The sequence below is a fragment of the Pseudomonas sp. St290 genome, from assembly GCF_018325805.1.
Lineage (GTDB): Bacteria > Pseudomonadota > Gammaproteobacteria > Pseudomonadales > Pseudomonadaceae > Aquipseudomonas > Aquipseudomonas bijieensis.
Map to the genome: position 1 here is coordinate 4,780,349 of NZ_AP014703.1, position 21,490 is coordinate 4,801,838.

The window sequence follows — 21,490 nt, forward strand, 5'->3', positions numbered from 1 at the left end:
CGCTTCCCATTTCTGAAAGAAGCGCCGTTTTTTCTAGATGAACAGCATTACGACACAAGGCCGGGGCTTTTCATCCAAGCATCCGCTTAACGATGATTTCTCTTGTGCTTATGCTTGTGCTTCTTGCCACCGGAGTGACCGTCGTTGTCATTGGACAGGTTGCTGCCCAACGCGCCGCCGGCCGCGCCGCCGACGCCAGCACCGATGGTGGAGCCGGTGGAGCCGCCCAGGCGGTTACCGACGATCGAGCCACCGGCCGAGCCCAGGCCACCGCCGATGGCGGCTTCGGTGCGGCTGCCCTTACGCGCGCCCACGGCGCTGCCGGCTGCGCCGCCGACGCCCGCGCCAATCGCGGCACCGGTGCTGCCGCCCATCTGCTGGCCGACTACGTTGCCTAACACACCGCCCAGACCACCGCCGACCGCGGCGGTACCGTCGCCGGCAGCCATCGCGCCCTGGGCAACCACTAACCCCAGTACCAAGGTGGACAAAGTCAAACGCATGATAGAAACCTCAAGAATGCCGCATCGGGGAGAAATGGCCGGTGCACGCGGGCGCGAGTTTACGCCAAACAGCGTCAGCCATGACGGTTGGACAACGAAACGGCGATTTATTTTATGACAGGCAAAAAAAAGCCCGCTGGGGAAACGGGCAGGTACTGCTTTCTAACGGATGAGCTCAGAGTACGTACCTGCTTGTGAAAGAAACGTGAAAGGAAACGCTACTTGAGAAAAGATTCTGATCGGAACGCCGAGCGTCCCTGGCGGCATTCCCACGCGGGAACCTGGGAACGAAAAAAAGGGCTGCCATGCAGCCCGGTGGGAGCAAGCTCCCCTACCACGATCCCCGTCACTTCTTGACCGGAACCCTGGGCAGGAACTTGGCCTTCTCCCCTCGTTGTACTTTAGCCACCTTCGTCCTGATGGACTTGATCGGCTCGTCACCAAAGTCCGCATGATAGGTCGACTGACCACACTGCAACCCTTCATTGATCGGATACGCGGTGGTGTTCTCCTCGCTGTACGGTGTTCCCATTGCCTTTCCCCTTTTCATCGAGGCCCATATCGGCAACAACCGGTTGCCTGAAAATATCGACCTTCACGATAGTGAGACTAGTCGGTCATCAACAGACTGTTGATTCAACAAAGCCCTGGGCCGACGAATGGAACTCACTGTTTCAAAACGGAAACACTCATTCAGCCCCCAATATCGTCCGGTTTAAAACCCGGGAAACCTGATCGGCCGAATAGGGTTTGGCGAGGAACTCAAAGCCCTCATGCCCACTGTGGGCCAACTCTTCGCTATAACCGGAAGTGAGTACCACGGGCAGATCCGGACGACGCTGGCGCAGCTCCCTGGCCAGGGCAATACCGCTGATGCCCGGCATCACCACGTCAGAAAATATCGCGTCGAATGCCATCGCATCCGGACCGACCATCTCCAGCGCTTCTTCGGCGTTGGTCGCCCAGGCGGTCTCGTAGCCCAGGTCCTGGAGGATCTGGTTGGCAAAACGCCCTACCTCCAGGTTGTCTTCCACAATCAGCACCCGACGCTTGCCCTTTTCCAGCACCACGTGCGTGGGTTCGTCCCTGACAGGCTCGTGGTGGGTTTCGGGGGCGACCTCTGGAAGGTACAACGTGAACACCGTCCCTTCCCCCACCACGGTGCAAACATCGACGTTGCCACCGGACTGCTTGGCAAAGCCGAACACCTGGGACAAGCCCAACCCCGTGCCCTTGCCCACTTCCTTGGTGGTGAAGAAAGGTTCGAAGATGTGCTCGAGCACTTGCGGGTCAATACCGGTGCCGGTGTCAGCCAAGGCGATGGCGGCAAAGGATTGCCCGGCCCCGGCATGACCCCGGATCGGCGGCATGCCACCGCCGCAATTGACCCGAAGCGACAACGTGCCCTGACCATTCATCGCATCCCGGGCGTTGAGGGCCATGTTGATCAACGCCGTCTCGAACTGGCTCAGATCCGCGCGGATGTAACAGGGCCGGTCGCACAACTCGACGTTGACCTGGATCCGTGCCCCGGTGACCGTTTGCAGCATGTCTCCCAGGCTCTGCACTTGCTTGCCCACATCGATGACTTGCGGCTTCAACGGCTGGCGCCGGGCAAATGCAAGCAACTGGCTGGTCAATTTGGAGGCGCGCTCCACCGTTTCGGACACCGCGGTCATGTAGCGCTGTCGGCGCTCTTGCGACAGGTTGGGCATGCGCAGGAAGTCCACCGAAGAGCGAATGATGGTCAGAAGGTTGTTGAAGTCGTGGGCCACGCCACCGGTGAGCTGGCCGATGGCTTCGAGTTTTTGCGACTGGCGCAGCGCCGCTTCGGTCTGTTTCAAGCGCGTGGTGCGCTCCTCGACCCGCTCTTCCAGCGTCGCGTTCAATTCGGCCAGGGCCGCCAGGCCTTCGCGCACCGCAGCATCGGCACGGGCGCGCTCGATGTGGGCCCAGGACCGCTCCGTGACTTCCATCAGCAGCGCCAGGTCGTTGGATGACCAGACCCGCGGCGTTTTATCGTGGATGGCCATCAGCGCGGTCAATCGCCCGCCCTTGATCAACGGCACGCAGATGGTGGCCGCGATGCCAATGGCCTGGAACGTCGCCGCCTCCTCCGGCGCCAGCTCCTTGAGGTTATCGTTGATCACCAGCGGTTTGCCGGCCCTCAGCTTGGCGACGGCCAGACGACCGAAATCAGCCAGCCGATAATGCCCGAGAATATGGGGTGAACCGGCCCTGGCCCAATCGCCACGAATGGTGAAACCGTCCTCGTCTTCATCCATGTCCGCGTAGGCACAATTGGACAGGTTCAGGTGCGCCGCCAGAATCCGCGTGGTGATCGCCATGATGGTCTGCGGGTCGGTGGCGTTCGCCACGGCGGTGCCGATGGCATCGAGCACGGCCAGGCGCTGGGTCATGAACACCGTCGAGGTGGTCTCGGTGACCGTATCCAACATGCCCACCACCGCGCCGAATTGGTCGCGGATGGGGCTGTAGCAGAACGTGAAATAAGCCTGCTCAGGACCGCCACCGCGCTCGATGACCAGGGGGAAGTTCTCTATATAAGTCGCTTGCCCCTCAAAGGCCGCGCGCGCAATCGGCTCGATATCGCTCCAGACTTCCCGCCACACCTCATCAAACCGCCGGCCCAGCGCCTCGGGCTTGTTGCCGAGGATCGGCAGGAACGCATCGTTGTACAACGTGATCAGGTCCGGCCCCCATACGATGGCCTGGGGAAAATGCGAGGCGAGGCTCAGCGCCACGGTGGTCTTCAACACATCGGGCCACTGCGAAGGTGGCCCGAGTGGCGTGCCTTCCCACGGATGGCGGCGAATCCGTTCGGCCATTTCTCCATAGCTCTGGAGCCAATCTGTCATTGCGTTCGATCCTTCTGAGACGCCAATACCAACGAGGGGGAAAAGCTTGTGACCCCAGGCAGGGCCGTATTATCCCGCGACGGGTGGGAATGCGCGATTGGATTGTGGGATGTGTCGGGGGCAAATGGGGGGTTAAGGGCAGAAATGGGAGGTTGGGTTACAGAAATATCCTACATATCGTTGGGAATGGGCCTGATGTAGGTGAGGAACCTGCAAAGTTGTAAGACATGCAGCTTGAATACTTACGACGTTGGCAACGTCCTACATATGATTGGGAATCCCCTTCGCTATCAATCCCTTGCGTATTTTTTGCGGTGGCGACTATAGTCTGGCGTCGCCCAGATGGCGGCCGGGTTTGGCGACTCGCAGTGGGATGCAAAGCGCTTGCGTTGTTGCAGGCGTTCTTGCATCTGTAAAGTTGTCGTTATGGCAGCTGTACGCGGGAGACCTTCGGGTCTGCCGGCTTCCACTCCGGTTCGCCAACCTGCGTACAGTTGCCACCTTCGTTTGGCGACGATTAGGTGGTGAAACTTTTCCAGTGGAGCTTACTTATGAATCAATACATGGGCCTTACCAGCAACGCCGACGACCAACCCCTCTACGTCGATACCGCCGCCCCGCTACACATCCTGCTCGACTCAGCCGCCTACCGAATCCGTGCCGCCACCCAGTTCCTGGAAAACTTGGCAATGCGCGATGAACTGACCATCGACCCCGCGACCTTGCAAGATTTGGCACAACTTTGCTGCATCCCGCTGCGTGACGGGTGCGACGTGATGGATGTGATTGCACGACGATTGGATGCGGCACCGGCAGGTTCCACTCTATAAGCCTGCCAACCGACAACCCGTGGCGAGGGAGCTTGCTCCCGCTGGGCTGCGCAGCGGCCCCTTTTGTGAGCGCTGCGCACTCAAGCGGGAGCAAGCTCCCTCGCCACTGACTCATCGTTTTTTTAAGCACACAGAATTACGACCGCACCACGACATTTTTTGAAACGCCAGAGCCATTGATCTATACAGCACACCACGGAGATGTTTTACCCATAGCCCGTGGAGACAGAAAAACAGCCCCATGCTATGGTTTGGTCGTGAGTAGAGGACTTTCCAATGACCCAAACAGCTACTGCTAGCGTCGCGACTCAGGTCCGAAAGCTTGCTAAAGCCCACAATGTCACTGCTGAACTTGACGGTATGAGTCGCATGGCTGCGACCATCACTCGTCTGGCTGGGGATGTCGTCGAGCTGGATGGCATCGAACAGTTGCTTGTCAATCTCAAGAGAAAAGGTGTTCTGAGTAAGTCGGAGATCCTGACGCTCCAAGGCGAGTACCTTCAGGAGAAAAGACGCGCCAAGAAACGTAGCGCATGAGTTTTGATCCGTTCGGTGATTTCGAAACCGCCGGGTATCTTCAAAACTCATTACGACTTAAAGATCCTATAGAAGTAAAAGAATCTGAGCATCTTTCCTTCGAGGCAAGTATCGAAGATGCTCTTGCTTGTCTGGCTAAAAGGAGACCCATTACCTTCCAGACAGTGCTCGAAGTTCACAAAATTTTATTTTCGGGCTTTTATCCTTGGGCAGGGAAAGATCGAAACGAGCTCGTACCTCACCTAGCCGTCTTCAAAGGTTCCCATAACAATCCCCGCAGTACAGCTTTCGAGCGCCCGGAACTCATCAAGAGGTCTGTCGACTATGCACTTAAACTGGCGGCCGATAAGAAACACTTCAAAGAGCATCCTGGCGAGGTGATGGGTCAACTGGCTTTCGCGCACCCCTTTCTTGACGGCAATGGACGTACGATTCTATTAGTCTTCATGGAACTCTGCTATCGAGCCAAGTTTGCTATCGATTGGTCAAAAACAAACAAAGACGATTACCTACGAGCACTCAGCGATGAGATCCGCGAGCCTGGCCAAGGGCATCTCGACAACTACCTGAAACCATTCAGAGTAGCCATATCCAGCCGTGGCGAGTGGCCGGAAACCATCAGTGGCATCCGAGGCCTAGATGGCCTGGACAAAGAAGACATCACGTACGAGAGCCTGGACAACCCAGAAGTCCAGCAAATTTATAAGACACACAGGGTAAAGCCTCTCGACCCTTAGCCTTCTACGTGCCGGAGATACGAAATGCTAGAGGTAAAACCTTCCGCGATATTGCAGGCGGACAGCTTCTGGATTGCAATCTGGCGAAATGGAGCCTTGAGTATCCAGGAAGCCGAAAGGCGGGCGCTGGGCTCGCAACGTTTAAAAGAGGCTTACTCGTCGATACCCTTCTACGCCAGGAAAGCGGCTCGAGATCCACAATTTTGGAGCAAGTTTTACGCGAGCCGCGTGAATTCGTAGAGCGCTCAAGCGGGAGCAAGCTCCCTCGCCACGAGTGCATCGTCTACCTGAACTACTCAACAACCCCGTTATAAACAACCATCGCACTCCCCTCCTTCTTGACCACGAGCTTATTCCCCTGCGCCATGGCCTCGACCAATTCAGAACACCCCTCCACTTCACGCTTCCCATCAACGCGCTCGGCCTGGGTGTCGAAACTGAATACATAGGTCGACGCCGGGCACGCGTTGCCCCCCTCTCCCGTGGAAACAACCAGCACATACTTGCTCGGGCCAAACGTGTAAGCCTTTTCAATCGTCACATAACCGGTGTATTCGACTTGCTCGACGATTGATTCCATAACGTTCATCACGCCAGCCCTGGATCGATAATTCAGCGCGGTCGTCATCGCCTGGGTCTGGGTTGTGAACGGTCCGGCACGCTCGGCGTTGACGGGCAATGGTTCATAAGCAACGCCCGGGGGTGCGGGAGGTGCCGGTTGAGGCTTGGTGGCGGGCTTTGCAACGAGGCTTTGCTGGGGTTCTGGAAGATCGCATAGGCCGTTTTTACAAATGAAATCCCCTTGGCAGTCGATGTCTTCCGAGCACTGGTTCGTTTCTTCGAAGGTGCTCTGGTCGGCCTTGGCGTAGCCGACGACGGCCAGCGCCAGGAGAGTGCAGGCAAACAAACGCTTCATCGATGAAGTCCTTTTCTTGGATGGTGGCCGATGATAACTGCAAACCTCCCGGGTTTGCTCCGGTCAATTTCCAGTGTCCGGTAGCCCTCTGTTGGTTTGAATACTAGCCTTGCAAACGTCCCCACAAGGAAGTCGAGACCTCCATGGCTGATCGCGAACAACTCCATCGAGACGGCTACGTCCTGCTCCGCCAAGCGATCCCGAACGAATGGCTGGCTGACTTGCGTAACGTGTTCGATGCAGGCGTGCGACCGTCGGACCAATGGCCTGTGCCCCGTGGCATGGACTGGCGCTATTCAATGCTGGACGATGATTCGAAGATTCAGGCGGTGTGTCGTCTGCCCCAGCTACTGGCGGTGGCAGGCGAGTTGATCGGCGAACGGTTCTTCCTCTCCCAAGTGGAAGGACGCGAGCCCCTGGTCGGTTGCGGCCACCAACAATTGCACCGCGACTTGTCGGCCCAGCGGCCAGGCGACATCGCTATCGCCCTGGCCTTCTTCGACGATTACGGCCCCCAGAACGGCGCGACACGGATCGTCCCCGGCAGCCATCGCCCGAAGCCGGGAGCACCACCCTTGGACTTCAATGACGAGTCCCGCTCTGTACAGTTGTCAGGCTGCGCCGGTGACATCCTGGTGTTCGATGTCGATCTGGTGCACGCAGGTAGCCTGAACATGATCGGCACACACCGTCGATCAATTCTGATCAGCTATTGCTCGGAGTCGTTATACGCATCACACCTGGAAACCGCGGCGCTACGAAATATTCGTATGGACACCCGCGATCGATTCGCCCCTGCGGACTTTGCTTTCAGAAACTAGGATTTTTGCTCGATGAAAGTGATGCGCAGCGCTTCGAATCTGAGCTTTAATGCCGGCGCTCATCGCCCCCTTTCGTCTAATCAAGGAAGAAACGACATTGAAAACAGCTTTCGGCACCCTGTTGTTGGCCTGCCTGACGACTACCACATTGGCTGACGAGAACCCCGTCGGTTTCCAATCCTCCACCCTCCCGGATCCGCACAATGGTCGCGCACTGGAGATGGTCGTTTGGTACCCCAGCGCAACGACCGCAACCCCGCAACTGATCGCCGATAACGCGGTATTTGTCGGTGCATCTGCCGTACGTAACGCGCCGCCCACTGCCGGCGAGCATCCATTGGTAGTGCTCTCCCACGGCTACAGGGGCAACTGGAGCAACCAGATCTGGCTCGCCAGCGCGTTGGCCCAGAAGGGTTACATCGTCGCCGCCATCAACCACCCCGGCAGCACCACCCACGACCGCAGCCCTCAAGCAGCGGCACAGCTTTGGCAACGGCCGGTTGATCTGCGTCGGGCCATTGATGCGGTCACGACTCAACCGGAAAAATTTGGCCGGGTCGCCAATGGCCGAATTGCAGCCGTGGGCCACTCACTCGGCGGCTGGACCGCCCTGGAGATCGCTGGCGCTCGCTTCGATCCCGAGCGCTTCGCCCAGGACTGCAAAGCCCATTCGCAGTTAGCCAGTTGCACCGTCTACCAGCAGATGAATCCCGCCAGCACCGCTGAAGCAAAAGCCGAACTGGCCGCCGATTGGCGGGATAAACGCGTCACTGCGGTGGTGACATTGGACCTGGGCCTGTCACGGGGCCTGACAGATGAAAGCTTGGCCGCGCTGCCTGTCCCTGCACTGGTGATCGCTGCCGGCGTACCGTCGCGTGAACTCCCCGCCGAGTTGGAGTCTGCCAACCTAGCCAAGCGTCTGCCCCAGGCGTCAAGCCGTTACGTTGAGATCAAAGACGCGAGCCATTTCAGTTTCATGTCGATGTGTAAGCCGGGTGCGCAGGAGATGCTTGAAGAGGACGTGCCAGGGGATGGAATCATTTGTCGGGATGGCGATGGCGGTCGTGCTCGGGGGGTGATTCAGCAGCAGGTTGCATCATTGATCGCAGAGTTTTTGGCGCAGCCATCTGCGCACAAAGAAGGCAGTTTGTGAACTGCCCCATCCTCGTCAAAAATAGGTCTCTTTCCCAACAGTTTCCGACTTAACTATCCTACGCCTCCCCCCTAACGGACTCGCCAAGATGTATCTGCGTTCAAGCTTATTGTGCCTGTGCTTTTTCAGCGGCCTTAGCCAAGCCGCTGTTAACTGTTCTGCCCTGGCGGAAAAGCTCTCCGGGACGGTTCCCGAATTCCATCCATCGGTGCAAGGCAAGGTCATAGGTAGCGGACGCCTGCATTTCCACGAAGCGCCAGATGAAGCCTGTGCCAACAAGAAGATTTTCGTAATACCCGGCGACGCCCTCACCATTTACTCCAGCCTTGAAGACGAATCGTGGCTGGAAGTGAACTTCATCGCCAAAAGCGGCGACGACTATACCGGTTGGGTAAAGGCTGATCGGGTCGAGATTGGCGTACCTTACGGAGCGCCACCGGAGGATGCCGACGACGCGCCGGCGGATGACGCCCAATAATTCATATGGGGAAAAATACGATGATGGGGTCGCCAGAAGGGAGCGGTCTATTCCCGGCCAGCACGCCCGATGACCTGGACGTGGCTGATGACACGGGCTTCGCCGCCTGGGCTCGCGTCTGGGCGGAGCTTGGCGTCGGATGCGCGTCACGAGAGACGTACGAAGAACTCATTCGACACTACTGCGAGCCGCATCGCGCTTACCACAACCTCCAGCATCTGAAGGAATGCCTTCAGGTGCGCCGATTCGTCAACGCGGCCTGCCAGGCCCCCGCCGAAGTCGACCTCGCGCTATGGTTCCATGATGCGATCTACGACCCCCTTCGCAGCGACAACGAACTGCGCAGTGCGCAATGGTTGGATGACGTGGCACGCGCTAACGGCCTGGGCGATGAAACGCGACGCAGGCTTTACGATCTGGTGATGGTGACGCGACACGACTGCGCCCCGGCGTCGGCAGACGAAGCGGTACTGGTGGACACGGATCTGGCGATCCTTGGGGCATCCTTCGAGCGGTTCGAGGAATACGACCAGCAAATTCGCCGCGAGTATCAGTTTGTGCCGCTGCCTGTGTACCGCCAAAAACGGCGTCAGGTCCTTGAAGGCTTTCTGGCACGTGGGCGCATTTATACGACCGCGTCGTACTTCGACGCATTCGAGCAGCAGGCACGTGCGAATCTTGCACGCGCCATTGACCGCCTTGACTGAGGACTGGACTCAAATGTTCAACTTCGCCGGTGCTCGACCACAGTGACCGATATCATTCGTGAAATCGGAATCCATCCACCCAGTCAGTCAGCCTTCAAATCGTCCCCCTTTCGATAACTCGTCGGGGTTAACTTACTCCCCTGACTGCACACGCTTCATAGCTTCGAGCAACTGACCCTCGAAATACTCGCTCCCATCTCGCTCCTGCTCTTTTATGCGACGCTTTGCTTCGATAAGCATCGGCATGGCAGCGATGTTCTGATTCAAAAAAGTGGCAACCATCAGGTCGTTCAAATTTGCTAAAGGGGTATCCCAGGCCTCCCTGCAACGGTGCATCAGTCCTGTAGGTGAATCCCCACACCACGGACCTAAAAAATTTGAGACTGTAAGATTTGAACGCATGAACCGACCTCTGAAAGAAATCGAAGGGTTAGTCATTTCGCACGACTAGGAGATAGCCTAAAAAACGAGATCGGATGAGCACTTTGGCCGTTTGCTGCCTGTCGTGAAGGGCGACTACCGGGCAGAAGCGGATGTCCGTGAGCGGCTGCTTTCGGCCAATAGCGGACGCTCCTGTTAGTAATGACCGATACTACAAAACTTAGCTCTTCAAATAAAAAAAGTATCGGCTCACATCAAACGGTTTTCCACCCACCGTCGATATTGACGAGTGCGAAATGCCATACCGAGCTGTTGCAGGATAAGTGCACGCAGCGGTGAAACTTTCGGATCGGGCTTTTTCGCGCGACTCAGCTTGCGTAACTGAAACTTCACTACTGCCATGTTTGCCAAGGATGCGATGGCTTTATTTTTCCAGGTAATCGGCGGCAATTGCGGAGCATTGTCTTTGCCCAGCAGCCAGTCCCGAGGCAAGTTGGGATCGATGGCTAACGCTGTTCCGATCCCAACCATATTGACGCCGCTCTGCACGACGTTTTCCGCCACCGCGCGGCGACGTATACCACCAGTGACCATCACCGGCATTCTGGCAACTGTTTGGATATCACGGGCGAACTCGACGAAGTAGGCTTCGCGAGCCAGCGTGCGACCGTCGCGCGCCTCACCCTGCATAGCGGGCGCTTCATAACTGCCTCCGGATAATTCCACCAAATCCACACCAAGGCCATTGAGCAGCTCAACGACCTTCTTCGCATCATCGGCGGTAAACCCTCCCCGCTGGAAATCGGCGGAGTTGAGCTTGACTGCCACTGCGAAATCCGCAGAAACCACAGCCCTGACCGCCTTGACGATTTCGAGTAACAGGCGCGCCCGATTTTCTAGGGAACCGCCCCATTCGTCCGTCCTTTGGTTGGTCAACGGCGAAAGGAACTGGCTCAACAAATAGCCATGGGCAGCGTGGATTTCCACGCCGGTGAATCCGGCTTGTTCGCCGAGGCGCGCGGTGTTCGCAAAGCGTTGGATAACTTCCTTAATCACGCCGGAGGTCATCGCGTGAGGCGTGGCGAAACGCTTGGACAGTTTGCCCAAATCCAGCGGCACGGCCGACGGTGCCCATGTTTTTTGCCCAAGATTGGACTGCATCTGCCGCCCTGGGTGGTTGATCTGCAACCAGAACTGCGCACCGCCGGATCGACCAATACGTGCCCAACGCTTGAACTTGGCCAGTTGCTGATCGTCCTGCAAAACTACGCCACCCGGTCCGGTCATGGCGCGGCCGTCGACCATCACGTTGCCGGTGATGATCAGGCCTGCACCACCATCGGCCCACGCTTGGTAGAGACGCATCAGTTCTTCGGAGGGTGCCTGATCGGCGTCCGCCATGTTCTCCTCCATGGCGGCTTTGGCGATTCGGTTCTTGATGGACGAACCGTTTGGAAGCATCAGGGTGTCGAACACATTCATGGGGCAGTCCTCAACTGGATATGAGACTACCTTAAGATTGAAGTCAACTTTAAGGTCAACATCTTTTTTCCGAATCAGTCGATGTTCATCGCGCCAGATCCTGGCAATTGCGTCACCAGATCAGCACCTAACAACAGTGCGGGCGTGTAAGCCCCGCCAGTCGGACGCATTTGCAACAGGTAATCAACCACCGCCAATGCAGCGCTGATCGTCAGGCTGTAGACGTTCGCGGTATGCAGGCGCGCGGTTCTGCACTCACCACGGGCGTTGCGAGCCTCGCCCCAAACATAGGTGCCTTGATCTGCGCGTTTTTCCTGATCTGGGCCGACCACGGTTTTTCCAATTCGTGCTTTGAGCAACCGCTGCACGAACGACAAACCCAGCAACGGACGAATCCAATTAGCAAACCGGGCGCCGCGGATCATGCCTGCGGAGCCAGGGATGAAAACTTCGATGTTGGCAATGCCGGTGGTGTGCCATGCAGTGGAAACGTCGCCCCATGGAATAGTCATTGCCAGCTTTTCTCCGGCACCAAAGTCGATGCGACGCACCCGGTAGGCCAGCGGCACCGAGGTGATTTTGCCGTCACGGCGAACCTTACCACCCTGCGCCATACCCTCAATTGAAGTCTTAGCAGTACCGGGCGAAAAACTTGAGCGCGAATCAAAACCCAATGCCAGATGCGTGGCATCCGGCATCGCATTTTTCAATGCAGCGGCTACACAGTCCGTAGGGACCACATCGAAACCGACGCCTGGGCAAATGACCACGCCCGCCGCCCGCGCACGTTCATTCAGGGATTGAGCGTGCTCGAATACGGCAATCTCGCCGGTGATATCCAAATAATGTGCATTGGCACGCAAGCATGCTTCCATCATCGGAACGGCGGTCGCTGAGAATGGCCCTGCGCAATGCAGAACCAAGCCATGGCCTTTGATCTGAGCAAGTAACCGTACTTCGTCTTCGAGTCCAAACACCCGAGCTTCAAGACCCAACTCCCGAGCCAGGGCTTCAACTTTGTCTCGGCTACGTCCCGCCAGCACAGGTTTAAGCCCACGTTTTACAGCATCACGAGCGATCAACTCGCCGGTGTAGCCGTTGGCTCCATAAATCATCCATTTCATCTGCGTATCAAAGTTGTCTTGCTGACTCATGCATGGCTCCCGAGTGGATTAGTGACGAGCGTTATTGCCTTGCTCATTCAGCATCAGACGCTAGCGTTAAAGTCAGGTTGAGGGTCAAGTTGAAGTGAGCAGCTACCAGTGGAAATTATTTGCAGAGGCGGGGTTGACCTTAAAGCGAGGTTTAAGGTGAGCATGCGCCGACCTGCTTGATTGATGGAACCCGGATGATGCTCAAGACCTTTATTTCCTATGCGTTGGTACTGATAGGTAGCGCTTTCATGACATTTGCAAATGCTGACACCGCCCCTTCCACAATGACTGCCAAGAATCGCCAAATTCTGGTGATTCTGACCAACCACTCCAGCTATCCCTCACGAACCGATACGACGGGGTTGTGGCTGACTGAGCTGACGCATTTCACCGACGTAGTGGAGGCAGCTGGCTACAGCACAGTTTTTGCCAGTCCCAAAGGCGGTGCGGTGCCTCTAGATGAGCGCAGCCTCGGTTGGCTGTACATGGACAAGGCCGCCCGAGAGCATTTGCAGTCCCCTGCCTTTCGCGCTCGCCTGCAAAACACACTGCCGATCGCCGATGTCGATCCGTCCCAGTTCAGCGTCATCTACTTCACCGGGGGCCATGGGGTGATGTGGGACTTCCCCAATAATCCCGACCTGCGGCGTGTCGCCGAAACTATCTACAACCAAGGTGGCATCGTCTCGGCCGTCTGCCATGGCGTTGCGGGTCTGTTGGATCTGAAGGATGAACAAGGCCAGTTGATCATCAAAGGGAAGAACATCACCGGTTTCTCTGATCGCGAAGAGCTGTTCTCCGGCATGAAAAGCCAGGTGCCCTTCTTCCTTGAGGACAAGTTGGTGAGCCAAGGTGCGCGGTACCGCAAGGGCTGGCTGCCATTCACGTCATTCGCCATCACTGATGGAAGGCTTGTCACCGGCCAAAACCCTCAATCGCCCAATGCCGTAGCTGAAGCCGTGATGGCGGTGCTCTCAGGCGACAACGTAGCTCGCTGAACCCTCAAGTAGTTCCCACCACCCGGAGAAAGACCGATTGAAACTCGCAAGCGCCGTATTAACAGGATTGCTGTTCAGCTCAATTGCCAACCATGCGTTGGCGGGGACGCCTGAAATGCTCAGCCCGACTGAAACCAACACAATCGATATCGCAGGCCACACAGTGCCGGTCGTCAAGGGCGGCTTGTACGACCGTTATCGCTCGAATCCTCCCTTGTCGGTGATTGCAGCAGAACTGCCGGGTGTTGATTTGAGCTGGTTCAAAGGACTGGAAAAGCACAAGGTAGACATTGGCTTCGAGTCATACTCTCCGAACTTTTATTACCAGAACAGTCGGGTAACGGCTGTCTACACGGCCGACCTGGACGCACTTCGGGCATTGATGCCGCCGGAAGTATTGGCAACCGTACACCCCCTGCAAATCTGGCCGGGTCGCGGCTTGATTGCGTTCACCGCGTACACCTATGAGCATTGTGATAACGACGCCTATAACGAAGTGGCCGTGTCGATCATCACCAACAAGCCAGGCAAAGCCAATCTGGGTCCGTTCACACTGATTGGCCAGTCGATGTCTGGCGACTTCTGGGGCTATGTGCTCAAGCTGCCGGTGAATACCGAGCTTGCACGGGTGCGCGGTGTCGTCGGTTACAACCTGCCTAAATGGCTGACCGGTATTGACCGCAAAGAAGATGCCCAATCTGTGGTCTATAACATCACCGACAGCCAGACCGGAAAAGTCGACGTGTCCTTCAAAGCGAAGAAACTCGACAACCTCTCTCGCGATGTCGATATCGTCACCAGCAGCTTCACCAATCTCGATCATCAGGGCCAACTGGCATACGGGTATGCGGTTTCCCGCCAGCTCAGTCACGGCTCCAGCCGCGACGCTGATTCGGCCACCCTCACGCTGGGCGACGGCAGTCTGTCGAATTACCTCCGTGCCCTGAAGCTGGGGAAAATGATGAAGTACGAATACGTGCCAGAGTTCCAGAGTGCGCTTTATGCGCCCAAGCCACTCGCCAGCCTGATTGGCGAGCGCTGAGACCTTTTGCGCCTGTCAGGCTCCGGAAGCCTGACGGGTGTGTTTTTTTGTAGAAGACGTTACCGCGGGCCTATCTGAAGCTTTGCCAACCCCCTCTTCACGCAGACGATTTATCAGCATTTGAGCATTATCCCCACACGCCATGCCCTCGGGTTTATCTTCGATGCCCTTGATGACGAGCAGAAGTTGAGCTTTGTTTTGCGCTAGCCGCTCCTGCAGAACGCTGATTTCTTCCACCTTTTGCTTGAGTCCAGTGAGCAACTCGTCGTGCCGCCAGCCACTGGCATTCATCGGCATCAGTTGCCGAATCTCCTCCAATGAGAAACCTGCCGCTTGTGCGCCGGTGATGAGTTCCAATACCCATTCGGTATCGGGCGCGTAGTCCCTGTAGCCATTGGCCTTGCGCTCAACGGAGCTGATCAAGCCACTGGCCTCATAGAAACGGATGCGTGACGGTGCCAGTCCGCTGATTTTCGCCAGTTCGCCTATTCTCATACCTCACCCTGAAAAATCTATTGACCTTAAAGTTGACTTTAAACCTAAAGTCATCGGGCGGCCAAGCGCAACGTGTGACTTGGTCGTCATGGCGTTCGTGAGTAAGCGCAGGCTAATCCAGCAACGCACTCTGAACTGCCTACCGGAAGGGCTGCATTCTGTTAACTCAAGGCCATGATCGGAACGCGATTCGATGAAGGCCTCCACTTCATTCAGGAGATACGAACATGGGGTATGTCACTACAAGAGATGGTGTTGAAATCTTCTACAAAGACTGGGGGCCACGCGATGCCCAGGTCATCTTTTTTCACCACGGATGGCCACTGAGCGCGGATGATTGGGACGCGCAAATGCTCTTTTTCCTGGGTGCAGGTTACCGGGTTGTAGCACACGATCGGCGCGGTCACGGGCGATCCAGCCAGGTCTGGGATGGACACGACATGGACCACTACGCCGACGACGTCGCGGCCGTAGTTGATCACCTGGGTGTACAAGGCGCAGTTCACGTCGGGCACTCCACCGGCGGCGGCGAAGTCGTTCACTATATCGCTCGCCATGGCGAAGACCGAGTCTCGAAAGCGGCCATCATCAGTGCCGTGCCACCGCTGATGGTCCAGACACCGAACAATCCTGGCGGCCTGCCGAAGTCAGTGTTCGACGACTTGCAGGCACAACTGAAAGCCAACCGGGCACAGTTTTACCACGACGTTCCTGCAGGGCCTTTCTACGGCTATAACCGCCCGGGTGCAAAGACCTCCGAGGGCATTGTCTTGAACTGGTGGCGACAAGGCATGATGGGATGTGCACAGGCACACTATGATGGGATCGTGGCGTTTTCTCAGACTGACTTCACCGAAGACTTGAAGAGCATCAAGATCCCCGTCCTGGTAATGCATGGTGATGATGACCAGATCGTGCCTTATGAAAATGCAGGGGTTTTGTCGGCCAAACTTCTGCAAAACAGTACGTTGAAAATCTACCCGGGCTTCCCTCATGGAATGCCGACAACCAACGCCGAGACGATTAACGCAGATCTGCTGGCGTTCGTGCGGAGCTAAAAAATGGGGCGGGTTAATCCCGCCCTTTTTCCCCTTGCGACTCCAAGATCAGATTTTGAATTTCGCAAAGTGCATAAGAAATGCGTTAACTGATTGTCCGCTTTTGGCCGAAAGCGATCACTCATGACCGCTCCTTTCGATTCAAAAGCAGCCCGCTGTATGTATGCATAAAAACGGATCCCTCCGCCTATTAGTTATTAAATCGTCCGATCCAAAACCCTCGCATTCCACAACGCCCGATACCGCTCCCGCCACCCCGGACTCCCCTTATCCAACCACTCCAACGTCGCCTCAATACTCTCAGGGCTGATGATGAAGTGGTTGATATGCTCCTCGATCCGCTCTTCCGATAGATGCAGCGAGTCCAGATAACCATTGAAAGAATCCGCCAACACCACATATTCATCGCCCTCCTGACGACGCCCAGTCCAGGCAGGTAAGCCCGCCACCATCGCCGCCACGTCCTGGCGCCCTTCCCGCAAATCCAGCAGCAGGATACTTGCGCCGCCATCGCGACCGATCGGCAACAATCCCGTTGCGGGGAAGCCTGGCTGTGCCCGCAGTTGCTCCAGTTCAAAGGGATTGGATTCATACTCTTGGTCCGGATCCAGCCCGTACAGCGAAAAACTGAGCAATTCCTCATCGCCATTGGCGAGCGTGGCCAGCACATCGTATTCCACGTAGGCGCCGTTGCAGGTCTTGAGGAACTGGCGATAGTCGTCCGGCAAGCGGGCGCCCAGGCTGGCTTCCAGTTGCGCGATAGCCTGGTCGGTGGCGCCTTCACGGGTGTCTTCGAGGATGAGTCCGCGGTAGTCAGTCATTGATATCTCGAAAGGTATTGGGTGGGATGGGGTACCAAATCTAGCGACCGTTCACTTGGGCATTTTGTGGGGGCGACTCCATTCGGTATCACACCACACTCGCCCGATGCAGGCTGCTCATGTGCCCTACCCCCGCCGCCTTCAAACGGCTCACCAGATCCTCCCGCGCCGCTCGCCCACCGGAACGGACGTATTCCAGCTCCGCCGCCGTGATCAAGACCACCGGTACCAATCTGACCGGGGACAAGGGCATGTCATCCAGCTGGGTAGGGAAATCCGGCTCGGGGGCGCCGAGCAGGACGCCGGTGGAGTCGTCATCGGTCACGAAGAGCTTGGGCAGTTGATCGCTCATGTGGTGCGATTGGCTGAGCCCGGGAAGCTCAAGGGATAGCGCCCCGTACTGGTCGAGTTGGTGGGTGATGCCGCCAGCGTCGGCCACCGTTTTAGCGACGTGCTCCAGGAGCTCGAATACCCAACTGCGCTTGAAAGGATCGACCTCACCCACGGCGCCGCGGGCGTGCTCGGGGATATCTGCGGTTTCGACGAACAATTCCATCTCGAAACCGTTGCCCATTCCTTCCGTATCATCGAACGGATCGGACAGGCCTTCGGTGGCGAGGATGATCGTGTCGCCACGGCGAACCACGCGGTAGGCCTGGCGGGTCGAAGGCCAGTATGGGCCGCCGGAAAAGCTCGGGCTGATCAGGTAGGAAAGGACATCCCGCTCGACCGTGCCGACAGAATTCCAATGACGATCCAGGCAAGCTTCGCCGGCTTCCCGGACGGCCAGGTTGGCCGCTTCAGCCTCGGTCAGGTTGCTCTGTTCGTGGGGTTGCGGCACGTCTTGGGCTTGGGGCTCAGGACTTTTCGACGAACCGAGGAGCTTCTTGAAGAAATTCATGGGCGTTCCTTGCTGGATTTCGCTCGGCCTCTCTCGTCTCAGCACTCACTGATCCGATGGCTGGCGTGGCGTGCATTGTGGCGTGTTGGCCTGGATATGAAAACGCGGGCAGGCATTTGCGAGCAGTTTCGACGAAAGGCGTGACAATCAAGCTATACACCGTCAGGTAACGCTGGTGGTCCTGTTCTCCGGTGCCGAAACGCAAGTGCTCGGGCTGCGAAGTGGTGACATAAAGCGTGCCGAACATCCAGTCCCATAGCGACAGGTTGACGCCGAAATTGCGGTTGAAATGACGGGGCGCATCGCTGTGGTGGATCTGGTGCTGGGCCGGACTGTTCAGCACGTGTTCCAGCACCGGGCCAAAGGACAGCCAGACATGGGTGTGACGCAAATTCGCCGCCAGGCTATTGAAAATGAACACCAGGTACGTCACACCGAACAACGTGTAGCGACTGATCTCCCCCCCACAGGCATACCAGAAACCACCCGCGAACAGGCCCAGGCAGGCGGTGATACCGAGTTTCTCGACGATCTTCTCCACGAAATGCACACGACTCGCCGTGGCCGGCACCAGTACGGGCGCCGAATGATGCACCTTGTGAAAGGCCCAGAGCCAGCGCGAATGAAACGCCCGGTGCGCCCAGTAGTGGACGAAATCCTTCACCAGAAACACCCCCAGCCCATAGAACAACGCCAGCGAAAGGTTCTCCCCCAGACGCGGACGAGCGCCCCAGAGGTTGCTGAAAAAAGCCGAGTAATCTCCAGAGCGCAGAATGTACGGGTCCACCAGATGAACAATGGGCAACACCAAGGCAATCTTGAGAATGGCCCGTACGAAGTAGTAGCGATAATCCAGCAATGCCGAACGATGCAGATACACCTGGCTGCCACCGATGAATTGCCAGAACGAACGAGCATCGGTCAGGCGGCGGTGTTTTCTGAAACGAAACAGGCCATAGGCGACACCGTAGGAGGCGCAGAGAAACAGGACTCCGAACCGACCGTTCAGGTTGAAAATGCCGAAGAACTGCTGGGTGACGGGCGCGATGACCCACGCATTCAGGTGTTGGTAGACAAGGGAAAACGCATCCACGAAATGCCGGCCTCTGTCGAAGGAGCGGTATTGTAAATCAGTCGCGTTGGGCTCGGCTTGGGTTTTCAGGCATTTTCTGGGGGTGGCCGCTCAAAAGAATCTAGGGGCGGCCCGATCTAACGCGACGCATATGAATGAGTGCGGTTCTACGATTATCTGGAGAAACTCGCTCTTCGACAGCGAAGGGCAAAAAGCCCAACTTTGGATAAAGCAGCAAGCCTGCCGTATTTTCATTGAAACACGATACTTGCACCTCAGTGGCGTCATAGCGGTCGAACGCCAGGGCCGTCATCGTTTCCACAAGAAAGGTTGCAACGCCTTTACCTCGAGCCTCTTGGGCAACGATGACATTGCCGATACAGCAAACCCCACCTTTTTCAGCCCGATAGAAGTTAGCAAAACCAACGACACGGTTCCCAGCCTCGATGATCGTCGAATCGAATCGTTGAGCGATGGCGTCAGACATCTGAGCCTCAGTCAGAGGGTATTGAGCTTTCGGGAACATATAGAACAGTTCCCGAGCGTCCTGCGCCAAACTACAGAGGGTCTTGATGTCATCAGCCATCACTGGCCTGCTTTGCAATATCATTGGGTGTCCTTGAGATCTATGCACTTGGTGCCTTGGCTCACCTGATTTTGCTCAAACATCTGTCGGGGCGCCAGGACCGGACCGATTCCAAAAGGATGAATATGACATTGACGGTCGAACGGTTGGTCAGGATAGCAATGACCAATCCAATCAACGCGCATATCACCTCGCGCCTACCTTCACTCGGTTTGAATCAATGCATGCTCACCGCTGGCTGCCTGTTCCAAGCCGTCTGGAATCTTCAGTCGCAACGGCCACCGGCTTGGGGCGTGAAGGATTACGACGTTTTTTACTTCGACCCTGACCTGTCTTGGGAAGCCGAGAATGAAGTGATCAACGCCGCCCAGCGTCTCTTCCAGGACCTGGACGTCAACATCGAGGTCAAGAACCAGGCCCGCGTCCACCTTTGGTACGGTCAGCGGTTTGGCAAGCCATATCCTCAGCTTCAGTCGGCCAAGGATGGCATTGATCGTTACTTGATTGCGGGGACGTGTATCGGGTTGGATGTTGAAACCGGTGACGTCTATGCGCCCTATGGCCTGGACGACATAGAGCAAGGTGTTCTTCGTATCAATCCAAAGAACCCCCAGCCAGATTTGTTCGATGAGAAGGCGAAAAGTTATCAGGCTCGCTGGCCGTGGCTCAGGATCATGGAGACCAGAGGCGTTCGCTGATCCGACTCAGCCTTGGCTCATCGTCCCCGAAAAACTTGCCTCCACCGGCCCGATAAGAAAAACCGCCCCCACGCCATCCCATCGCACCGTCACGCTTCCACCATCACATTCAACTTCAACGGTGCTGTCCAACAAACCACGACGAATCCCGTTAACAACCGCCCCACACGAACAAGAGCCTGAACCCAGCGCAATACCCGCCCCGCGCTCCCAAATACGCAACCGAACACGCGTGCGATCAATGATCTGTACGAAATGCACGTTGGTCTTGAGCGGGAACAGCGCGTTGGTTTCGATGGCCGGGCCGATCGTCGCGATATCCACGCTAGCCAGGTCATCGACAAAATAGGTGCAGTGAGGATTTCCCATGCTGCACGCGGCTGGACTGCCGGCCAGTGGCAAGGCAGCGGTGTCCAGTTCCTGCGCTAAAGGAATGTCCGACCAGCCGAAAAGCGGCACACCCATGTCGACGGAAATGTCGCCGGTTGGGGTACGTTCGCAAGTAAGCAACCCACGGTTAGTGCGCAAGGCCACCGAAGTAACATTAGCTTCGCGCATGAGCAGGTCCGCAGCCCCCCGCGTCGCGCTGCCACAAACGTCCAGCGCGGAGCCATCTGCGTTCCAGAACATCACACGCGCATCGGCATCGTCGCAATCGAGCAGTACCGCCAGTTGATTGAACCCAACACCTCGGTTCCGATCCCCCATGCGCCGGGCCATGGCACTTGTCACCGGGTTGGCCGAATTTCGCGAGTCGACAATGACGAAGTCATCGCCATTGGCATGCATCTTATGAAAGCTCAGTTGCATGCAAACGCTCTGCTGGAGATGGAAATGGAATTGCCGTCGGGGTCTTTGGCGTTGGCAAAAGAGTAACCATCCGCCTTGTGGGTAGCGCCAAACTTCAGGCCCTGGGCCAGGCACTTTGCCTTGAAGCCCTCGACATCCTGGAGATCAAAGACCAGCTTTACGGTGACTTGTCCTGTTTTAACGGCCTTGCCCGCCGGGTGAACCATCAGGATCGCGCCACCGTTTGCAGGGCTCAATTCGGTGACGCGGTCATCGGCTTTTTTTTCATGGCTAAAGCCGAAGTGACGCTCGTAAAAATCACAGGTCGCTTGAACGTCCCGGACATACAGCATGATTCGATTGAGTGACGGTTGCATGTGGTCTTCCTTGATCGCTGTTGAAGATGAAGCCCTTTGCACGAAGCATGATTGCCCAGTGCCTTGGCATCACGG

At 56.9% G+C, this 21,490-nt stretch carries 25 protein-coding genes; 11 read left to right on the forward strand and 14 right to left on the reverse strand.

Annotated features, from left to right (window positions below; all coding sequences use genetic code 11):
* Nucleotides 1–86 precede the first annotated feature (86 nt).
* From PBDP_RS20625 to PBDP_RS20635, 3 genes are all read right to left on the reverse strand, one after another.
* On the reverse strand, nt 87–503 hold the full coding sequence (locus PBDP_RS20625) for a glycine zipper domain-containing protein (protein ID WP_072406201.1): 417 nt from the start codon (nt 501–503) through the stop codon (nt 87–89).
* A 346-nt stretch (nt 504–849) separates the two neighbouring features.
* On the reverse strand, nt 850–1,035 hold the full coding sequence (locus PBDP_RS20630) for a hypothetical protein (protein WP_212801252.1): 186 nt from the start codon (nt 1,033–1,035) through the stop codon (nt 850–852).
* Nucleotides 1,036–1,192: 157 nt separating this feature from the next.
* Complete coding sequence (locus tag PBDP_RS20635) at nt 1,193–3,382, reverse strand: response regulator (RefSeq protein WP_212801253.1); 2,190 nt, start codon at nt 3,380–3,382, stop codon at nt 1,193–1,195.
* Nucleotides 3,383–3,933: 551 nt separating this feature from the next.
* Between PBDP_RS20635 and PBDP_RS20640 the strand changes: the two genes are divergently transcribed.
* The 3 genes from PBDP_RS20640 to PBDP_RS20650 all read left to right on the forward strand — a co-directional run bounded on the left by PBDP_RS20640 (nt 3,934) and on the right by PBDP_RS20650 (nt 5,486).
* Nucleotides 3,934–4,212 (forward strand): short-chain dehydrogenase, encoded by a 279-nt coding sequence (locus tag PBDP_RS20640; protein WP_212801254.1) that lies wholly within the window; start codon nt 3,934–3,936, stop codon nt 4,210–4,212.
* A gap of 276 nt (nt 4,213–4,488) precedes the next feature.
* The gene (locus PBDP_RS20645; RefSeq protein WP_116833106.1) at nt 4,489–4,749 is read left to right on the forward strand and encodes a hypothetical protein; all 261 of its coding nucleotides are present in this window, start codon (nt 4,489–4,491) and stop codon (nt 4,747–4,749) included.
* On the forward strand, nt 4,746–5,486 hold the full coding sequence (locus PBDP_RS20650; protein ID WP_212801255.1) for a Fic/DOC family protein: 741 nt from the start codon (nt 4,746–4,748) through the stop codon (nt 5,484–5,486). The genes PBDP_RS20645 and PBDP_RS20650 overlap by 4 nt, the downstream gene beginning before the upstream one ends.
* A 292-nt stretch (nt 5,487–5,778) precedes the next feature.
* On the opposite strand, the gene PBDP_RS20655 is transcribed toward PBDP_RS20650, so the two are convergent.
* The gene (locus PBDP_RS20655; protein WP_212801256.1) at nt 5,779–6,402 is read right to left on the reverse strand and encodes a hypothetical protein; all 624 of its coding nucleotides are present in this window, start codon (nt 6,400–6,402) and stop codon (nt 5,779–5,781) included.
* Nucleotides 6,403–6,545: 143 nt separating this feature from the next.
* Between PBDP_RS20655 and PBDP_RS20660 the strand changes: the two genes are divergently transcribed.
* The 4 genes from PBDP_RS20660 (at nt 6,546) to PBDP_RS20675 (ending at nt 9,561) form a co-directional block, all read left to right on the forward strand.
* Nucleotides 6,546–7,223, forward strand: coding sequence for a phytanoyl-CoA dioxygenase family protein (locus PBDP_RS20660; RefSeq protein WP_109756476.1), 678 nt, complete (start codon nt 6,546–6,548; stop codon nt 7,221–7,223).
* 97 nt (nt 7,224–7,320) lie between these two features.
* On the forward strand, nt 7,321–8,376 hold the full coding sequence (locus tag PBDP_RS20665; RefSeq protein ID WP_212802527.1) for an alpha/beta hydrolase family protein: 1,056 nt from the start codon (nt 7,321–7,323) through the stop codon (nt 8,374–8,376).
* Nucleotides 8,377–8,464: 88 nt separating this feature from the next.
* A complete protein-coding gene (locus tag PBDP_RS20670) occupies nt 8,465–8,854 on the forward strand; it encodes a hypothetical protein (RefSeq protein WP_109756474.1) in 390 nt (129 codons plus the stop codon).
* Between the two features lie 20 nt (nt 8,855–8,874).
* Nucleotides 8,875–9,561, forward strand: a complete 687-nt coding sequence (locus tag PBDP_RS20675) for an HD domain-containing protein (RefSeq protein WP_109756473.1) — start codon at nt 8,875–8,877, stop codon at nt 9,559–9,561.
* Nucleotides 9,562–9,693: 132 nt separating this feature from the next.
* On the opposite strand, the gene PBDP_RS20680 is transcribed toward PBDP_RS20675, so the two are convergent.
* From PBDP_RS20680 to PBDP_RS20690, 3 genes are all read right to left on the reverse strand, one after another.
* Entirely contained in the window at nt 9,694–9,963 is a 270-nt protein-coding gene (locus PBDP_RS20680; RefSeq protein WP_146206893.1) for a hypothetical protein, read from the reverse strand.
* A gap of 228 nt (nt 9,964–10,191) precedes the next feature.
* Nucleotides 10,192–11,424: an NADH:flavin oxidoreductase/NADH oxidase family protein gene (locus PBDP_RS20685; protein WP_109756471.1), complete on the reverse strand. Its 1,233-nt coding sequence runs from the start codon at nt 11,422–11,424 to the stop codon at nt 10,192–10,194.
* Between the two features lie 74 nt (nt 11,425–11,498).
* Nucleotides 11,499–12,578, reverse strand: coding sequence for a saccharopine dehydrogenase family protein (locus tag PBDP_RS20690; protein WP_109756470.1), 1,080 nt, complete (start codon nt 12,576–12,578; stop codon nt 11,499–11,501).
* 194 nt (nt 12,579–12,772) lie between these two features.
* On the opposite strand from PBDP_RS20690, the gene PBDP_RS20695 reads away from it, so the two are divergent.
* Nucleotides 12,773–13,576: a type 1 glutamine amidotransferase domain-containing protein gene (locus PBDP_RS20695; RefSeq protein ID WP_109756469.1), complete on the forward strand. Its 804-nt coding sequence runs from the start codon at nt 12,773–12,775 to the stop codon at nt 13,574–13,576.
* Nucleotides 13,577–13,691: 115 nt separating this feature from the next.
* On the forward strand, nt 13,692–14,618 hold the full coding sequence (locus PBDP_RS20700) for an acetoacetate decarboxylase (ADC) (RefSeq protein WP_109756517.1): 927 nt from the start codon (nt 13,692–13,694) through the stop codon (nt 14,616–14,618).
* Between the two features lie 15 nt (nt 14,619–14,633).
* Here the strand turns inward: PBDP_RS20700 and PBDP_RS20705 are convergent, their stop codons facing one another.
* Nucleotides 14,634–15,113 (reverse strand): MerR family transcriptional regulator, encoded by a 480-nt coding sequence (locus PBDP_RS20705; RefSeq protein ID WP_071495498.1) that lies wholly within the window; start codon nt 15,111–15,113, stop codon nt 14,634–14,636.
* Between the two features lie 227 nt (nt 15,114–15,340).
* Between PBDP_RS20705 and PBDP_RS20710 the strand changes: the two genes are divergently transcribed.
* Nucleotides 15,341–16,171, forward strand: a complete 831-nt coding sequence (locus PBDP_RS20710) for an alpha/beta fold hydrolase (RefSeq protein WP_109756468.1) — start codon at nt 15,341–15,343, stop codon at nt 16,169–16,171.
* 197 nt (nt 16,172–16,368) lie between these two features.
* Here PBDP_RS20710 and PBDP_RS20715 read toward each other — a convergent pair whose 3' ends face one another.
* The 4 genes from PBDP_RS20715 to PBDP_RS20730 all read right to left on the reverse strand — a co-directional run bounded on the left by PBDP_RS20715 (nt 16,369) and on the right by PBDP_RS20730 (nt 19,575).
* Nucleotides 16,369–16,992, reverse strand: a complete 624-nt coding sequence (locus tag PBDP_RS20715; protein WP_212801257.1) for an SMI1/KNR4 family protein — start codon at nt 16,990–16,992, stop codon at nt 16,369–16,371.
* 88 nt (nt 16,993–17,080) lie between these two features.
* The gene (locus tag PBDP_RS20720; protein ID WP_212801258.1) at nt 17,081–17,893 is read right to left on the reverse strand and encodes a suppressor of fused domain protein; all 813 of its coding nucleotides are present in this window, start codon (nt 17,891–17,893) and stop codon (nt 17,081–17,083) included.
* On the reverse strand, nt 17,850–18,986 hold the full coding sequence (locus PBDP_RS20725) for a sterol desaturase family protein (protein ID WP_212801259.1): 1,137 nt from the start codon (nt 18,984–18,986) through the stop codon (nt 17,850–17,852). Before PBDP_RS20725 ends, PBDP_RS20720 begins: the two co-directional genes overlap by 44 nt.
* Nucleotides 18,987–19,086: 100 nt before the next feature.
* Nucleotides 19,087–19,575 (reverse strand): GNAT family N-acetyltransferase, encoded by a 489-nt coding sequence (locus tag PBDP_RS20730; RefSeq protein WP_116833120.1) that lies wholly within the window; start codon nt 19,573–19,575, stop codon nt 19,087–19,089.
* A 101-nt stretch (nt 19,576–19,676) separates the two neighbouring features.
* Here PBDP_RS20730 and PBDP_RS20735 point away from each other — a divergent pair, with 101 nt between their 5' ends.
* Nucleotides 19,677–20,249, forward strand: a complete 573-nt coding sequence (locus tag PBDP_RS20735; protein WP_109754522.1) for a nucleotidyltransferase family protein — start codon at nt 19,677–19,679, stop codon at nt 20,247–20,249.
* Between the two features lie 6 nt (nt 20,250–20,255).
* Here PBDP_RS20735 and dapF read toward each other — a convergent pair whose 3' ends face one another.
* The gene (gene dapF, locus PBDP_RS20740) at nt 20,256–21,059 is read right to left on the reverse strand and encodes a diaminopimelate epimerase (RefSeq protein ID WP_109754286.1); all 804 of its coding nucleotides are present in this window, start codon (nt 21,057–21,059) and stop codon (nt 20,256–20,258) included.
* On the reverse strand, nt 21,050–21,415 hold the full coding sequence (locus PBDP_RS20745) for a VOC family protein (RefSeq protein WP_109754287.1): 366 nt from the start codon (nt 21,413–21,415) through the stop codon (nt 21,050–21,052). Before PBDP_RS20745 ends, dapF begins: the two co-directional genes overlap by 10 nt.
* Between the last annotated feature and the right edge of the window lie 75 nt (nt 21,416–21,490).

Coding starts and splice junctions, on each gene's coding strand:
- PBDP_RS20625 (WP_072406201.1), bottom strand. CDS start 503: ATGCGTTTGACTTTGTCCACCTTGGTACTGGGGTTAGTGGTTGCCCAG.
- PBDP_RS20630 (WP_212801252.1), bottom strand. CDS start 1,035: ATGGGAACACCGTACAGCGAGGAGAACACCACCGCGTATCCGATCAAT.
- PBDP_RS20635 (WP_212801253.1), bottom strand. CDS start 3,382: ATGACAGATTGGCTCCAGAGCTATGGAGAAATGGCCGAACGGATTCGC.
- PBDP_RS20640 (WP_212801254.1), top strand. CDS start 3,934: ATGAATCAATACATGGGCCTTACCAGCAACGCCGACGACCAACCCCTC.
- PBDP_RS20645 (WP_116833106.1), top strand. CDS start 4,489: ATGACCCAAACAGCTACTGCTAGCGTCGCGACTCAGGTCCGAAAGCTT.
- PBDP_RS20650 (WP_212801255.1), top strand. CDS start 4,746: ATGAGTTTTGATCCGTTCGGTGATTTCGAAACCGCCGGGTATCTTCAA.
- PBDP_RS20655 (WP_212801256.1), bottom strand. CDS start 6,402: ATGAAGCGTTTGTTTGCCTGCACTCTCCTGGCGCTGGCCGTCGTCGGC.
- PBDP_RS20660 (WP_109756476.1), top strand. CDS start 6,546: ATGGCTGATCGCGAACAACTCCATCGAGACGGCTACGTCCTGCTCCGC.
- PBDP_RS20670 (WP_109756474.1), top strand. CDS start 8,465: ATGTATCTGCGTTCAAGCTTATTGTGCCTGTGCTTTTTCAGCGGCCTT.
- PBDP_RS20675 (WP_109756473.1), top strand. CDS start 8,875: ATGATGGGGTCGCCAGAAGGGAGCGGTCTATTCCCGGCCAGCACGCCC.
- PBDP_RS20680 (WP_146206893.1), bottom strand. CDS start 9,963: ATGCGTTCAAATCTTACAGTCTCAAATTTTTTAGGTCCGTGGTGTGGG.
- PBDP_RS20685 (WP_109756471.1), bottom strand. CDS start 11,424: ATGAATGTGTTCGACACCCTGATGCTTCCAAACGGTTCGTCCATCAAG.
- PBDP_RS20690 (WP_109756470.1), bottom strand. CDS start 12,578: ATGAGTCAGCAAGACAACTTTGATACGCAGATGAAATGGATGATTTAT.
- PBDP_RS20695 (WP_109756469.1), top strand. CDS start 12,773: ATGATGCTCAAGACCTTTATTTCCTATGCGTTGGTACTGATAGGTAGC.
- PBDP_RS20700 (WP_109756517.1), top strand. CDS start 13,692: ATGCTCAGCCCGACTGAAACCAACACAATCGATATCGCAGGCCACACA.
- PBDP_RS20705 (WP_071495498.1), bottom strand. CDS start 15,113: ATGAGAATAGGCGAACTGGCGAAAATCAGCGGACTGGCACCGTCACGC.
- PBDP_RS20710 (WP_109756468.1), top strand. CDS start 15,341: ATGGGGTATGTCACTACAAGAGATGGTGTTGAAATCTTCTACAAAGAC.
- PBDP_RS20715 (WP_212801257.1), bottom strand. CDS start 16,992: ATGACTGACTACCGCGGACTCATCCTCGAAGACACCCGTGAAGGCGCC.
- PBDP_RS20720 (WP_212801258.1), bottom strand. CDS start 17,893: ATGAATTTCTTCAAGAAGCTCCTCGGTTCGTCGAAAAGTCCTGAGCCC.
- PBDP_RS20730 (WP_116833120.1), bottom strand. CDS start 19,575: ATGATATTGCAAAGCAGGCCAGTGATGGCTGATGACATCAAGACCCTC.
- PBDP_RS20735 (WP_109754522.1), top strand. CDS start 19,677: ATGACATTGACGGTCGAACGGTTGGTCAGGATAGCAATGACCAATCCA.
- dapF (WP_109754286.1), bottom strand. CDS start 21,059: ATGCAACTGAGCTTTCATAAGATGCATGCCAATGGCGATGACTTCGTC.
- PBDP_RS20745 (WP_109754287.1), bottom strand. CDS start 21,415: ATGCAACCGTCACTCAATCGAATCATGCTGTATGTCCGGGACGTTCAA.